This window comes from Rhizobium sp. BR 249 (assembly GCF_047445895.1).
Taxonomy (GTDB): domain Bacteria; phylum Pseudomonadota; class Alphaproteobacteria; order Rhizobiales; family Rhizobiaceae; genus Rhizobium.
Genome location: NZ_JARWKX010000035.1, coordinates 1 through 13,765, shown reverse-complemented (window position 1 = coordinate 13,765; position 13,765 = coordinate 1). Strand labels below are relative to the sequence as shown.

Genomic DNA, 13,765 nt, shown 5'->3' with positions numbered 1-13,765 from the left:
AGCTAAATTAATGCCTACTCCATAGTGATTATTGCACCTTTAAGGTGCAGGTGATAGTTATACTTTGCGAATCAATCCTATTATTCAAATATTGAGAGGGCGAGACATGCATAAGGTCATTGATAGCCCATGGGAATTGGGCCGTTACGCCAACGAGCTGAAAGCATCTGGCGTCGAGACGATCATTCGTTACTATAATCACAGCAATTCGACCCGGCTGCCGCAGAAGCGGATCGAGAAGGCCGAATATGACGACATTCTGGAGGCGGGGCTCTCGCTGGCCGTGGTTTTTCAGCAGAGAGGCGGGGCCGGCGGCAATATCGGCGATCTCGATACCGAGTCCGGGGCGCGGGACAGCGAGCGTGCCATGGCTCTCGCCGAGACCTATGGGCAGCCGGAGAATTCGGCGATCTACTTCTCCGTCGATCATGATTACTACAAGGCGGCGGATATCGCTTCGATCAAAGCTTACTTCAAGGCCGTATCGAGGGCACTGAACGGCAAGTACCGTGTCGGCGTCTATGGGTCGGGCGCCGTGGGCAAGGCGGTTCGCGATGCCGGTTTCGTGGACTTCATCTGGCTCGCGGCGGCGACAGGCTGGTCGGGCACGCGGGAGATGCTCACCACCGACCAATGGGCGCTCTACCAGATCCATCCGCCGCTCAATTATCGCGGGACCGGCTATGACGGCAATATCGTCGGCGGGAGATGGAAGGATTTCGGCCAGTTCCGCGCCGGCGAGGAGGGCAGCGCCCTCGCGCTCGGCGCCTCACGCGGGCTGGCGGCTGCCGTGGAACGGCATTCGGAGCTTGCCGAAGTCAGCGCCGCCGGCGGGCTCAACCTGCGCCGGGGGCCGGGCGAAAGCTTCGCCGTGGAAAGGGCGCTTCCGCTCGGCACGCCGGTGACGATCCTGGAACGCAACGGCGAATGGGCCAAGGTCGATCTCGACGGCGACGGCACGGTCGACGGCTATATGCATGCGAGCTTCCTGAGGGTGCTCTCCGGCGGCTTCCCGATCGAAGAGGCGATCGGCACGACGCCTTACCGTGTCGCCAGGGCGGAGCTGGCAAAGGGTGTGGCCGAGGTGGCTGGCCCGGGCAACAATCCGCGCATCGTCATGTATCACAAATCGACCAATCACTGGTCCGGGACGGATGACAGCGTTGCCTGGTGCTCCTCCTTCGTCAATTTCTGCGTCGAGCAGGCTGGCATGATCGGCACCGACCGGCAGGATGCGCGCAGCTGGAAGAACTGGGGAGAGAACGTGACCGACAATCCGCGGGAAGGCGACATCGCCGTCTTCGCCCGCGGCGCGGTGAGCGGCTCGGACGGGCATGTCGGCTTCTTCGTCGCCGACGAGGGAGGCCCGACGGTGAAGATCCTCGGCGGCAATCAGAGCGACAGCGTCTGCTACCAGAACTATCCGAAGGACGGCGATCTCGGCGGCACGCATTACAAACTGCTCGGCATCCGCAGGGGGTGAGCGGAACGTTGGGCGGGAGTCGGTTGCGGCAGCCCAGCGTGAGGGGCTGCCGCGCCGGCGTTTTCGGCGTTTACCAGGCCGTGCGGGCAGCGCCGAGTGCGGTCGTGTGAGGGGAGGAAACCTGGGCGACCTGGGCCTTCAGCGATACGGCGCAGTTTCCCGGAAAACTCAGCTTGTGCAGCATCAAATGCTTCAGCAACGCCTCGGCGTCGCGCTCTTCGGTAAGCGGAAATGTCACGGTCATGCGCGTTCCTCCAACGAAACCACTGAGCATCCGCATAATGTTAAAATCCAGAATCTGTTGCGTCGCAACAAGAAAATTTTAATGATAAAATTAAAATCGATTAATTTTGGGGTGGGGTTTTTAAAATCGTTTTAAATGGGTCCCGGGGGCGCGGGAGGTTGTTGAAAGCGCTCGCTGGTAAAGATTCCGATCGGGTACAAAGCAATTTCGGTTCTATAGTCGGGCGGTCGTAAACCGGAGCAACTCCCTCGATGCCGTATGGGATCTGCCTGAAATGCACGAACGAGACCGCCGCGCCTGTCACGGCGCTATGGAATGAGGCCGAGGCGTTCGAAACGGCGCCTTCGATGCGGGCGCTCGCCTATCCGCCGCATGTGACGCTGGCCGTTTATCAGGAGACCGACCCGGCGCTGTTGAAGGATATCCTCGGCAGGGTGTCGGATGCGCTGCCTGCCATGACGCTCACCTTTTCGAGCATCGGCGTCTTCGAAAACGAGCCCCTGGTCTTGTGGGCGAAGCCTCAGCCGAATGATGCCCTGCTTCGGTTGCATGCGGAGGTGCACCGCCAAATCGATCCGGCGGCATGCCACCAGCACTATCGGCCGGGACGCTGGGCGCCGCATTGCACGATCGCGATGAACGTGCCACGGGCGGTATCCGCCGCTGCAATGCGATGGGCCGGTGAGAGGCGGATCGAATTCTCCGTGACTTTCGACGTTCTGGATTGCGTGCGGTTTCCGCCGGTTGAAATTCTGGAAGAGAGGCGGCTGGCGGGGGCATAGCCGCTCTTCGCCTTGGACATACGGTAGCCAGCCCCGTCCTTCGAGGCCCAAAGCGCCTGAGGATGAGGCTCTCTTGAGTACAAGATCTTTCATCCTGCCCTTGCAGGCGTGCCGTGTGGCAACCCCTCCACTCTCATCCTGAAACACGCATCCTCGGCACACGATCGCATCACACAGCACCCCAACGAACAAGCGGCCAAAGAGAGGCTGCGGCTCGGTGAAGGCGGGTCATCTTGCGTTGCGGGCTGCCCAGTTTCTGAGCCGCAAGCCGTTGAGCCGGATGAAGCCTTCGGCGTCGTGGTGGTCGTAGGCGACCGGGCTTTCCTCGAAGGTGACGAGGTCGGCGGAGTAGAGCGACGAGGGGGAGGTGCGGGCGATGACCGCGGCGCTTCCCTTGTAAAGCCTGAGGGTCACTTCGCCGCTGACGAAAGCCTGGCTGCGGTCGATCAGGGCTTGTAGCATCTCCCGCTCGGGCGCGAACCAGAAGCCGTTATAGATCAGCTCGGCGTAGCGGGGCATGATCTCGTCCTTCAGGTGGGCGGCGGCGCGATCGAGTGTGATCGATTCCATGCCTCGATGGGCCGCGAGCAGGATCGTGCCTCCCGGCGTCTCGTAAACACCTCTCGACTTCATGCCGATGAAGCGGTTTTCGACGAGATCCAGCCGTCCGACGCCATGCCGGCTGCCGAGTTGGTTGAGTTCGGTCAGCAGGACGGCCGGCGTCATCAGCCTGCCGTTTACGGAAATCGGATCGCCGTTTTCGAAGCCGATGGTGACGGTCTCGGGAGTATCGGGCGCATCGACGGGGTCGACCGTGCGCTGGTAGATGTAATTGGGCGCGACCTCGGCGGGATTTTCGAGGATCTTGCCTTCGGTCGAGGTGTGCAGCAGGTTGGCGTCGATCGAGAAGGGCGCTTCGCCGCGTTTGTCGCTCGGCACCGCGATCTGATGCTCTTCGGCATATTGCAGAAGCTGGGCTCGGGAGCGGATGTTCCAGTGGCGCCATGGAGCGATGACTTCAATCGACGGATCGAGCGCATTGACAGCGAATTCGAAGCGGACCTGATCGTTGCCCTTGCCGGTCGAGCCGTGGGCGACGGCATCGGCGCCGACTTCCTGGGCTATGGCGACGAGATGCTTGGCGATCAGCGGCCGGGCGATGGAGCTGCCGAGGAGATATTGCCCCTCATAAAGTGCGTTGGCCCGGAGCATCGGAAACACGAAGTCGCGGACGAATTCCTCTCGCAGATCGACGATACGGATGTCTTTGACGCCAAGCATTTCTGCCTTCGCCCGTGCCGGTTCCAGCTCCTCGCCCTGGCCGAGATCGGCTGTGAAGGCCACGACCTCACAGCCATAGGTCTCCTGCAGCCATTTGAGGATGACCGAGGTATCCAGCCCGCCCGAATAAGCGAGCACGATCTTTTCCATCTTTCTTGCCATTGGTTCTCTCCACATCTGTGGATGGAACGATAGGTCAAGCCTGCCGCAATGAGCTTGCGAATTATCCCGGAAATTGCAAAAGTTTGGCATATTCTGCTACCTATAAATTATCTGGAGCTATGAAATGCCAGCCGTCCTCGACGCTATCGATCGCCATATCCTGCGCGTACTCCAGCGCGATGGGCGCATTTCGAATGTCGAGCTGGCGAAGGAAGTGGGATTGTCGCCTTCGCCCTGCCTGCGCCGGGTGCGACTGCTGGAAGAAGCCGGGGTGATCGATCGCTATGTCGCGGTGCTCGACCCTGCGAAAGTCGGGGCGGGGCTGACGGTGTTCGCCCGCGTCTGGTTCAAGACGCAGGATGCGGAAGTCACGCTGCGTTTCGCCGAAGCCGTCAGGCGCTTTCCCGAGGTGATGGAATGTTACCTGACGACGGGGGAATGCGATGCCGTGCTTCGGATCGTCACCGCCGATCTGCACAGCTACTGGCGCTTCCAGGCGGATCATCTGACCCGCATTCCGAGTGTGCTGAGCGTCAAGACCGACGTGCCGATGGAGACGCTGAAGCGTAGCTACGAATTGCCGTTGCGATAAGGGGTGCTCTCGCTCGCGGGCGGGCATTGGGCGCCTGTGCTTGCGGAGATGGGTGGCCGCCCCCGTCCTTCGAGGCCCCTTCGGGGCACCTTAGGATGAGGTCGGAGAGAGGTCGTGGCCTGGCTCATCGTGAGCTTCTGCGGCATGGCACGACGATCAGCCCTCATCCTGAGGTGCGCAGGCCGAAGGCCGGAGCCTCGAAGGACCGGGGCGGGCCGTTGCAACCTCCAGGTCGCATTCCTACGTATCCACCAGATGGAGCGAGGGAGAAACCATGAGCAATCAGGGGCCGAAGGCGAGCAATCGGCGGTTCCTTCATGGTTTCAGGTCGTTGTTGGAAGCTGTTATCGAAGGGGTTTGTGAGGTCGATGGAGAAATCGCTTTTCTGGCGATGGCCGCGGCTTTTCTTATCCTTGGCCTTATCTACATACCTGGCGTTTTATACGAACTGATCGGCCGGGGCTGGAGAGCTTGCCGGTATTGGCGCGTTCGGGCGCGGCGTGGCACGGTGCTCGTCCGGCGCTGACGCACCTATCGCCATGCTCGGCGCAAGGCCGAGCATGGCGATAGGGTGGCGGTTAGGCCTTCAGCGCCGCGGCGTAATCGGCGGCATAGGTCTTCAGCGAACGCGGCGGCTTGCCTGTCAACGTCTGGACATCGCCGGTGACGACGGCGGTCCAGCCCTGGCGGACCGGGTAGAAGATCGAGGCGAGGAAGCTGGCGTAGTCGGCCGGCACGCCGGCGCCGGTGAGGATGCCGATGAAGGCCTCGTCGGTGATGGCGTCATAGGCGACCGGTTTGCCGATGGCCTCGGAAAGGATGGCGGCGGCTTGTGTATAGGACAGGGCTTCCGGGCCGGTGAGGTTGAAGGCTTTGCCGTCGAAGGCCGGCGAGGTGAGGGCGGCGATGGCGCTTGCGGCGATATCGCGGGCGTCGATGAAGCTCGACTTGCCTTCGGCGGCGGGAAGCGCGATCTGGCCGTGGTCGATGCCCGGCTTCCAGAAGGTGTGGAAATTATCGGCGAACCAGTTCGGACGCAGGATGACGTAAGGCGTACCGGATTTTTCCAGCGCGATCTCGACCTGGCGATAGGGGATGGAATCATCGGCATCGACGCCGATGACGCTCTGGAAGACCACCTTCACCTTGCGGCTTGCGGCCGCTTCGATGACCGGCAGCAGCAGGCCCTTGGCATCGACATAGCCGGAGGCGAGAAGCACATGGGCGCGGTCGACGCCTTCGAAGGCCGGGCCGAAGGTTTCCGGCCTGGCATAGTCGAAGACGACGCCTTCGGCGCCCGCCACCGGCTTGCCTGAGCGGGAAGCGGCCCTGACGGTCTCGCCCTTGGCCAGCAGCCCTTCCACCACATGCTTGCCGACGGTGCCCGTCGCGCCGAGAACGAGAATTGTGTTGCTCATGCCACTCTCCTTGGTATCTATTGGAAACTATCTAACAATGAGATAGATACAGGCAATTCAGGATTATAAAAGAGAGCACTTTTTCGTAACATGGTTTCGTCAGGGAAACCGCTGGTTTCCCCGAGGAAACCGGGAAGGGAGCAGAGATGACGGCGATGCAACAGGCCTATGACGTCTATGAGGACCGCTGCCCGACGCGGCTGGTGCTGGACCGGCTGGCGGACAAATGGGCGCTGCTCATTCTCGACCGGCTGAAGGGCGGGCCGATGCGCTTCAACCATATCCGCCGCGATATCAAAGGCATATCGCAGAAAGTTCTGGCGCAGACGTTACGGAAGCTCGAGCGCAACGGGCTGCTCTCCCGCACGATCTTTCCGACCGTGCCGGTGACAGTCGAATATGCGCTGACGCCGCTCGGGCGCACCCTGACCGACACGGTTTCGGCCCTGACGCATTGGGCCGAGAAGAACATGGATGCGATCTTTGCCGCGCAACGGGCTTATGATGAGGCCTATCCCACGTGAGGGTGCCGCATTCGCAGGTTACTTCCGAGGGCGGGTCGGAGGTCACTCGACCTGGATGTGAATATGGTCGTCGTGGCGGGCGGCGCGGCAGCCCTGGAAGCGGATGTGGGGATCGGTGATCCCGAGCGCGTTCTTCAAATGCGGCTCGATGAAGATTTTCTGCAGGCGGAAGCGGCTGACGCCTTCCGTCGTGAGCCAGGCGATGGCGGCCGAGGTGCGCTGCTCTTCGATCCGGTAGGCCGGAAAGAGCGGCTGCAGCGCGTCGAAATCCCAGCGAGTGGTGAGCCAGTCGTGGCGGCCGGCACAGGGCAGTTCGTCGCCGGCGGCGGGTTCCTCGAAGGCGAAATAGCCGATCGGGGAGCGGGTCGCGCCATTCAGGAAGGCGCCGTCGGCATCCTTGTAATAATAGGCGAAGTCGAGCTTCTTGCCGTCGGTATGCGAGAGATGCGGCAGCAGCGGAAAGCCGTTGAGGAAGGGGAAATTCGCATCCAGCGCGACGGTGACGGTGCCGGGAAATTGCTGATCCATATGCGCGGCGAGCGCCTGTGCGAGATCGCGGACCTCTGAGGTGACGTAATTGCGGTTGAGCAGGCAGTAGATCGGGGAGCGGACCACGAGCCTGTCGGCTGCATTCGGCAGGCAGGAGAGCGGCACCCGGCCAAATGCCGGCGCGGTGAGGCTCGCGGCGAAAGCGGCACCGGCATAAAGCAGCAGGAAGAGGGCGAGCCTTGCGGGAAGACGCCGTATGGCGATGGCGCGGGCGGCGGCAAGCGCGAGGAGATAGGCAATGCCGCCGATCTGGGTGAGCAGGGTGAGGATGACAACGATCAGGGCGTGGAGGGTAAAGCGGAGCACCGGGCGGCCTTGCTGTATGGAGGTTGCATTGCCTTAGGTGAGGTGATGGGGATGCGCAAGGTGGGGCGCGGCGCCTCGTGCTTCGAGGTTGCTGCGGGGCGCGATCTCTCCTCCCTCATGCTGAGGACGCAGCCCGTAGGGCGGAGCCTCGAAGCACGCGCCGCCGCGTTGCTTCTTGCATCACTCGACCGTTGGCGCGCCCGCCTCGTCCTTCTAGGCCCTTCGGGGCACCTCGGGATGAGTCTTCGAGGCCGCTTCCAGGATTCTACCGGTGGTCCATCTGCTGCGACAGTTCGGCGAAAAGGCGCCCGGGAGCGGTGTTGGTCTGGACGAGGTCGACGGCGATGGTGATGGCGCGGCGGCCTTCGACGCTGTCGATGTCGAGCTTTTTCTCGCTGCACCATTGCTGAACGGCGTCGGTGACGAGGTTTATCTCGCTATCGTCGAGGGAAATGAGAGACTGGAGCAATTTCGTGCCCTCCGTTGAACGGCAAGAGCACGTATGAACTCCCAAGCGGTCCCGCCGAATGATCTGATGGGCCGACGCCGATGATTGTACGCTATTCGAGCGGGAACGCCACGTCTATTTCAGACGGTTCGTTTGCGCACCCTCGCGGGGCGGCGGCTATTTTACCAGCACGATATGCGTGGCTTTTTCGCTGGCGACATGTTCGGTGACGCGGAAGCCGAGCGCGGGCAGGTCGATGCCTGCAAACATCGCTTCGCCCTGGCCGAGCAGGACGGGGGAGGCGACGAAATGCAGTTCGTCGACGAGATTCGCCTGGAGATACTGGCGCACGGTCGAAACGCCGCCGCCGATCTTGACGTCCTTGCCGCCGGCCGCGGCCTTCGCCTGATCGAGCGCCTCATGAATGCCGCCGGTGATGAAGTGGAAGGTGGTGCCGCCCTCCATGACGATCGGCGCGCGCGGGTAATGGGTGAGGATGTAGGTCGGCGCGTGATAGGGCGGGTTCGGACCCCACCAGCCTTTCCAGGTATCGTCGGGCCACTCGCCGCGGATGGGGCCGAACATGTTGCGCCCGAGGATGAAGGCGCCGAAATTGGCCATGGCGCGCGAGGCGTAATCCTCGTCGATACCTGTCGAGCCGTCGTCCTTTCCCATCATCGCGCGGAAGGTGCGGGTGTGGAAAAACCATTGGAACATCTCCGGCCCGCGCTTCCCGAGCGGATCATTGACGCTCTGCTCGGGCCCGGCGCCGAAACCATCCACGGAAACGGAAAATCCTGCAACGCGCACCTTGGACATGTTTTCCTCCACCTGATTGCGAATTGAAACTAGTTGTTTTCTCGCATACGTGATCCTATAATGCAACTGGTTTCTGCAGGAGATTTTTCGTGGATATAGAATTGCGGTCCGGCTGCCCGATCAACCTGACGATGGAAGTGCTCGGCGACCGATGGAGCCTCATTATCATCCGCGACATCATGTTCGGCAACCGCCGGCATTTCCGCGATCTGCTCAATCATTCGGAGGAGGGGATCGCCTCCAACATTCTTGCGGCGCGGCTGAAGCGGCTGCTCTCGCTCGGCTTCATCAGCAAGCGGGACGATCCGAGCCACAGCCAGAAGGCAATCTACAGCCTGACGGAACCGGCAATCCAGCTCGTTCCCGTTTTGGCCATGATCGGCGCCTGGGGACGGCGTCACCTGCCGGTGAGCGAGGATCTCAGCATCCGCGCCGAGCTCCTGGAAGAGGGCGGGCAGCCGCTCTGGGACGAATTCATGGAGGACCTCCGGCAGATCCACGTCGTCGACCCGATCGGCGGGGCGAACGGGACGGTGACGTCGCCGGTGCTGAAGCGGCTGACGGCGGCGTTTCTGGCGGTGCGGGAGAGGATGGCGGCTATGTAAGCTGGGGGCGACAATGAAGGGTGTGCCTGGTGGCCCCCTCATCCGACCCTTCGGGCCACCTTCTCCCCGCTGGGGAGAAGGGACCAAGCCGCACGGCCGTCATTCCGACAGCCGAAGTTCTAGAGGGAGTGAGGCGCTGCCACGATTCCGCTTCTCCCCAGCGGGGGTCCGAAGGACGGGCGAGACCCGTGGCTCGCCCCGGTTGATGCCGGCAGGCAGATGAGGGGGCTGCGTGGCAGGGCGTTTCTTTCATTCGCGCCTAGCCGCAAGTGGATCTACCTCACGAACAGTATCACCAACGGCCCCGCCAGCAGGCTGGCGAGGATGAAGGCGGAGAGGAAGTAGGTCTCCAGGATACGGAGGATGAGCTTGAGGTGGGGCATCTTGGTGTCCTGAATTGCGATGCCCGATCCTCGGCGGCAACAATTGCGGCAGCATGACCGGCTGCCTTTCAAGTTCCGCAATGTTGCTGCAACCCTTGCGGCCGAAACCGGGGTGCAAGGGTTGGGTGGCGATGCGGATTTTGTTGATCGAGGACGAGCGGGAACTGGCCGGGGCGCTGTCGGCGGCGCTTGGGAAGCATGGGATCGTGACGGATCACACCATGCATCTGGCCGATGCCGTGGAGCTGACGCGGCAGAATCTCTATGATGCGATCCTGCTCGACCGGCGGCTGCCGGATGGTGAGGGGCTGCGGTTCATTCCGGAGCTCCGGCGGACGGGAAGGGATACGCCGATAATCGTGCTGACGGCGCTGAACGAGCCGAAGCAGCGGGTGGAAGGGCTCGATCTCGGCGCCGACGATTATCTCGGCAAGCCGTTTCTGGTGGAGGAGCTGATGGCGCGGCTGAGGGCCGTGCTGCGCCGGCCGCCCAATCTTTCCGAACTGAAGATCACGGCCGGGCGGATGGTGATCGATCCCTTACATTTGAGCGTCAGCGTCGGTGACGTGCCGCTCGATCTGCCCCGGCGCGAGCTTCTGGTGCTCGCCGCTCTCGCCAAGCGCAAGGAGAAGACCGTGCTGCGCTCGACGCTGGAGGCGGCGGTCTACAATTATGAGGAAGAGATCCAGTCGAACGCGCTCGACGCGCATATATCGCGGCTGCGCAAACGGCTGTCCGATGCGGGTGCGGAGGTTTCGATCCACAATATCCGTGGTGTCGGTTATCTCATGAGGGAAGAGTGATGAGCAGGGAAAGCAAGGCCAATCCGTCGCTCTGGTGGCGGCTGAGCTGGCAGCTCAGCCTCGTTTTCGCAGGCGTGGTGACGGCCGTCACCATCGGGCTCTGCTTCTATGGCGCGACGATCCTTTCGCCGAACGTCGCTTTGGAGGACCATGTCACCGCCGCGTTGACGCCGGCCGTTGCGCTCGATGCCGAAGGGCGGCTCGAGATACGGGATACGCCGGAGCTGGAAGCGCTGAAACGAGAGTATGACGGGCTCTGGTATGTCGCGGCCGTACGGAATGGATCTTACGTCTCCTATGGCACCATTCCTGCCGCCTATGGCGAGCTTGCGCGGCTGACCTATCTGTTCGAAGGGGCCGATATCAGGGGATCGGCCGGCACGGACGAGATCGCCTCGGTCGAAAGCGCGGAGACCCCGATCGGCGAGCTCAGGGTGCTGTTCGGCGGCGTCGCCGACAAGGGCTGGCCGGTTCTGACCCTGATGGGGGCGGTTTATCCGATCTACGTGCCGCTGTTTGCCATCGCCTTCCCCGCGGTTTTCCTCGCCGTACCCAGGATCGTGCGGCGCGGGCTTGCCAGTGTCAGCGAGGTTGCCCGCAAGGCGTCGGAAATCGAGCCGCGCCGCTACGATGCGCGCCTGCCGCTGGACGGCATTCCGAGAGAGGTCGCTCCGCTGGTGATCGCCTTCAACGAGGCGCTCGACCGGCTTGAGAACGAGCACCGCAAGCGGCAGCACTTCCTGATGGATGCGGCGCATGAGCTGAGGACGCCGATCGCGATCATGCAGACGCGGATCGATGGAACGGCCGAGGGGCAGGACCGCCGGCGACTGCTCGACGACGTCGCGCGTCTGGCCGAGACGGCCGAACAGCTGCTCGATTTCGAGCGCAACGATCAGGCGACCGATCTTCATGAGAATGTCGATCTCGTCGAAATCGCCCGCACGGTGGTTGCCGACCTTGCGCCGCTCGCGATCGGCGACGGCTACCAGATCTCGTTTCAGAGCGAAGTCGAGAGGCTGGAGCGCAAGGGCAGCCCTTCGGCCCTGCCGCGGGCAGTCAGCAACCTGGTGCGCAATGCCATCGATCATGGGGGCGGGAGCGGCATGATCACCGTTTCGGTGTCGGCTTCCGGCGGTGGGCGGATCAGTGTCACCGATGAGGGACCCGGCATTCCGGCCGAGCATCGCGAGCTGGTGTTCGAGCCTTTCTACCGTGTGACGCCGAAGAGCAAGGGGGCGGGGCTCGGCCTCAGCCTGGTCAAGCAGATCGCGCTGAACCACGGCGGCGAGGTCCGCATCGAGAGCCGCGCTGCCGGCGCCGAGGTGGCGATCCAACTGGGATAGGCCGGTTGTTTCCGGCAGCCGACGCTGCCGGAAACGGTGTAATGCTGCGGCAATTCTTGGCCGCCACTTTCGCCTGACATCATCGGCGACGGAGGCCAGACAGAGTGCACAGCAATTCCTTCCCTTCATCCCTTTCAAGGGCTTCGAAGACCATTTTCATCGCCTTGCCGCTGGCGCTTGCCGCGGCGGGGTGCAGCTCGGTGCCGCTCAAGGAGGGCGGGACGCTGACCTCTTATTCCAATCTCGGTGCGCCCAAGGGCAAGCTCCAGAAATCACGCGTCTATGTCGATGGCCTCAGCCTCGCGCCGATGAAGACGGTCGCCATCGAACCGACGCGCTTCGCCTTCAGCGCCGCGAGCCGCATCAAATCGCCCGATGACCGGGCGATGGTGTCGAACGCGCTCGACCGGGCGCTCTGCATTTCCCTCAGCGACCGATATCAGATTGTGCAGCCCGGCGCGCCCGCGGACCTGACGGTCCGCTCGGTCGTCACCGACATCGTGCCGACCAGCAAGACGATGGCAGGGGTTTCCACGGTCGTGACCGTCGGCACGGGCTTCGTGCTGCCGGTCGGCGTGCCGCGCCTGCCGGTCGGGCTCGGCGGGCTGGCTGTCGAGGCCGAGGCGGTCGACAAGTCGGGCGCGCAGCGCGCGGCAATGGTCTGGGCGCGGGGCGCGAACTCGCTGCAGAACAACCCGCGCGTTTCCCAGGTGGGCGATGCCTACGGCCTTGCGGCAAAATTCAGCGGCGAATTTTCCCGCATGCTGATTGCCGGCAAGGAGCCGAAAGGGCTGGATCTCTCGCTGCCCTCAGGCCAACGCGTGAAGTCCTGGTTCGGGGGCAAGCCGAAATACGTCGCCTGCGATGCCTTCGGCCGCGAGCCGGGGCTGATCGGCGCGGTCGCCGCCAAATACGGCGCACCGCCGCAATGGACCGAGAAGAAGCCGAAGGCGTCGGCTTACTGACAACACGCCCGGCCTTACCCCGAGGCTGGGCTGACGGGACGGATGGGGCAGGGACGACACGCCTTGCTCCGTCCGTCTTTGCGTTCGGGTGTTTTTCTCAGGTGAGAGGCAGCAAAAAGCCCCGCACGTGATGCGGGGCTCCTGCAGTGCCGGCGGACTGGAGTTATCGGCACTGGCGGCGTGGGCCGTAGTTCGGCTGGTAAGTGTTGTCGTAGGCCCGGTAGGACCGGTAGCGGGCGTAGCAATATTCGGCATGCGAGCTGTAGCCACGTGAACTGTAGGCGCGCGGCTGCGAGGCGATGATGCCGCCGATGAGGGCGCCGGCTGCGAGGCCGCCGATGATGGCGCCTGCATTGTTATCGTCATAGTCGCGGTAGTGACGATAGCGGCGGTCATAACGGCGATCATAACGGCCATAGCGGTCGTCCCGATAGTAGTTCCGATCGCGATAGTAGTGGCGTCTTGGATACCACCTGCGGCCATTGTTGAACTGGCCCGGGCAGTTGGTGAAGTTGTTGCAGCCGACCGCGATGATCCGGGCATCGCTGCCTTCGGCCGCCGGCTGCACTGCCTGCTGTACCGGCGTCGGCACGAAGGCGGGGCCTGCGGATGCCGGCATTCCGGAGAAGGCCGTCGCTATCGACAGGGCAATGATGGCGAATCTTTTCATGTCACTCACCTTGGGTAAACGGATGTATCGAGGGGATAACGCAACGGAAGGGATTTGGTTTCATTTTGGGATGAATGGGCCTTTCACGGGCGGAATATTCGGCGAAACGTTCAAATTGCAAGAAGATGCTCAATGAGATCTTTATGGGCAAGCTGCTTCAATACTCCTGATGTAACGGCATTCTCATGCGTAGCGGAAGGACTATCATGCGGCTCTCCAGGATTCTCGGCGTTCTCTGTCTTTCAACGACCGTGGCGCTGGCGCCTCTCAACATTATCTTTACCGATCTGACCCCGGCTTTCGCCAAGGGCGGCAACGGCGGCGGTGGTGGTAACGGCGGCGGCGGAGGTGGCGGTGGCGGGAATGGCGGCGGCGGTGGAGGCGG

Annotated in this window: 15 protein-coding genes and 1 pseudogene; 9 read left to right on the top strand and 7 right to left on the bottom strand. The window is 62.7% G+C overall.

Translation table 11 applies throughout. The features are described from left to right. The first annotated feature begins 106 nt into the window (after positions 1-106). Positions 107-1,483, top strand: coding sequence for a TIGR02594 family protein (locus QD408_RS24750; RefSeq protein ID WP_414141115.1), 1,377 nt, complete (start codon positions 107-109; stop codon positions 1,481-1,483). 70 nt (positions 1,484-1,553) lie between these two features. Here QD408_RS24750 and QD408_RS24745 read toward each other — a convergent pair whose 3' ends face one another. Beyond that, on the bottom strand, positions 1,554-1,727 hold the full coding sequence (locus QD408_RS24745) for a hypothetical protein (protein ID WP_190237528.1): 174 nt from the start codon (positions 1,725-1,727) through the stop codon (positions 1,554-1,556). A 251-nt stretch (positions 1,728-1,978) separates the two neighbouring features. Between QD408_RS24745 and QD408_RS24740 the strand changes: the two genes are divergently transcribed. Beyond that, on the top strand, positions 1,979-2,509 hold the full coding sequence (locus QD408_RS24740) for a 2'-5' RNA ligase family protein (RefSeq protein WP_414141114.1): 531 nt from the start codon (positions 1,979-1,981) through the stop codon (positions 2,507-2,509). A 228-nt stretch (positions 2,510-2,737) separates the two neighbouring features. Here QD408_RS24740 and QD408_RS24735 read toward each other — a convergent pair whose 3' ends face one another. Beyond that, positions 2,738-3,952: an argininosuccinate synthase gene (locus tag QD408_RS24735; protein ID WP_414141113.1), complete on the bottom strand. Its 1,215-nt coding sequence runs from the start codon at positions 3,950-3,952 to the stop codon at positions 2,738-2,740. A 124-nt stretch (positions 3,953-4,076) separates the two neighbouring features. Here QD408_RS24735 and QD408_RS24730 point away from each other — a divergent pair, with 124 nt between their 5' ends. Then, complete coding sequence (locus QD408_RS24730; protein WP_414141112.1) at positions 4,077-4,544, top strand: Lrp/AsnC family transcriptional regulator; 468 nt, start codon at positions 4,077-4,079, stop codon at positions 4,542-4,544. Between the two features lie 274 nt (positions 4,545-4,818). Next, positions 4,819-5,070 carry a hypothetical protein gene (locus QD408_RS24725; protein ID WP_414141111.1) on the top strand — a complete coding sequence of 84 codons (252 nt, stop codon included), beginning with the start codon at positions 4,819-4,821 and terminating at the stop codon, positions 5,068-5,070. A gap of 52 nt (positions 5,071-5,122) precedes the next feature. On the opposite strand, the gene QD408_RS24720 is transcribed toward QD408_RS24725, so the two are convergent. Next, positions 5,123-5,962 carry an SDR family oxidoreductase gene (locus tag QD408_RS24720; protein ID WP_414141110.1) on the bottom strand — a complete coding sequence of 280 codons (840 nt, stop codon included), beginning with the start codon at positions 5,960-5,962 and terminating at the stop codon, positions 5,123-5,125. Between the two features lie 146 nt (positions 5,963-6,108). Here QD408_RS24720 and QD408_RS24715 point away from each other — a divergent pair, with 146 nt between their 5' ends. After that, positions 6,109-6,486, top strand: a complete 378-nt coding sequence (locus QD408_RS24715) for a winged helix-turn-helix transcriptional regulator (protein ID WP_414141109.1) — start codon at positions 6,109-6,111, stop codon at positions 6,484-6,486. 42 nt (positions 6,487-6,528) lie between these two features. On the opposite strand, the pseudogene QD408_RS24710 reads toward QD408_RS24715, so the two are convergent. From QD408_RS24710 to QD408_RS24700, 3 genes and pseudogenes are all read right to left on the bottom strand, one after another. Beyond that, positions 6,529-7,411: pseudogene (locus QD408_RS24710) on the bottom strand (hypothetical protein); the annotation flags it as partial. Between the two features lie 195 nt (positions 7,412-7,606). Further along, positions 7,607-7,810 carry a hypothetical protein gene (locus tag QD408_RS24705; protein WP_414141108.1) on the bottom strand — a complete coding sequence of 68 codons (204 nt, stop codon included), beginning with the start codon at positions 7,808-7,810 and terminating at the stop codon, positions 7,607-7,609. Between the two features lie 156 nt (positions 7,811-7,966). After that, entirely contained in the window at positions 7,967-8,608 is a 642-nt protein-coding gene (locus QD408_RS24700; protein WP_414141107.1) for a dihydrofolate reductase family protein, read from the bottom strand. Positions 8,609-8,697: 89 nt separating this feature from the next. Between QD408_RS24700 and QD408_RS24695 the strand changes: the two genes are divergently transcribed. The 4 genes from QD408_RS24695 to QD408_RS24680 all read left to right on the top strand — a co-directional run bounded on the left by QD408_RS24695 (position 8,698) and on the right by QD408_RS24680 (position 12,710). Further along, positions 8,698-9,213, top strand: a complete 516-nt coding sequence (locus QD408_RS24695) for a winged helix-turn-helix transcriptional regulator (RefSeq protein ID WP_088685217.1) — start codon at positions 8,698-8,700, stop codon at positions 9,211-9,213. Positions 9,214-9,727: 514 nt separating this feature from the next. Then, positions 9,728-10,399 carry a response regulator transcription factor gene (locus QD408_RS24690; RefSeq protein WP_414141106.1) on the top strand — a complete coding sequence of 224 codons (672 nt, stop codon included), beginning with the start codon at positions 9,728-9,730 and terminating at the stop codon, positions 10,397-10,399. Next, on the top strand, positions 10,399-11,745 hold the full coding sequence (locus QD408_RS24685; protein ID WP_414141105.1) for a sensor histidine kinase: 1,347 nt from the start codon (positions 10,399-10,401) through the stop codon (positions 11,743-11,745). The genes QD408_RS24690 and QD408_RS24685 overlap by 1 nt, the downstream gene beginning before the upstream one ends. Before the next feature lie 104 nt (positions 11,746-11,849). Next, the gene (locus tag QD408_RS24680; RefSeq protein ID WP_414141104.1) at positions 11,850-12,710 is read left to right on the top strand and encodes a DUF3313 domain-containing protein; all 861 of its coding nucleotides are present in this window, start codon (positions 11,850-11,852) and stop codon (positions 12,708-12,710) included. A 163-nt stretch (positions 12,711-12,873) separates the two neighbouring features. On the opposite strand, the gene QD408_RS24675 is transcribed toward QD408_RS24680, so the two are convergent. Continuing rightward, positions 12,874-13,380 carry a BA14K family protein gene (locus QD408_RS24675; RefSeq protein WP_414141103.1) on the bottom strand — a complete coding sequence of 169 codons (507 nt, stop codon included), beginning with the start codon at positions 13,378-13,380 and terminating at the stop codon, positions 12,874-12,876. Positions 13,381-13,765 lie beyond the last annotated feature (385 nt).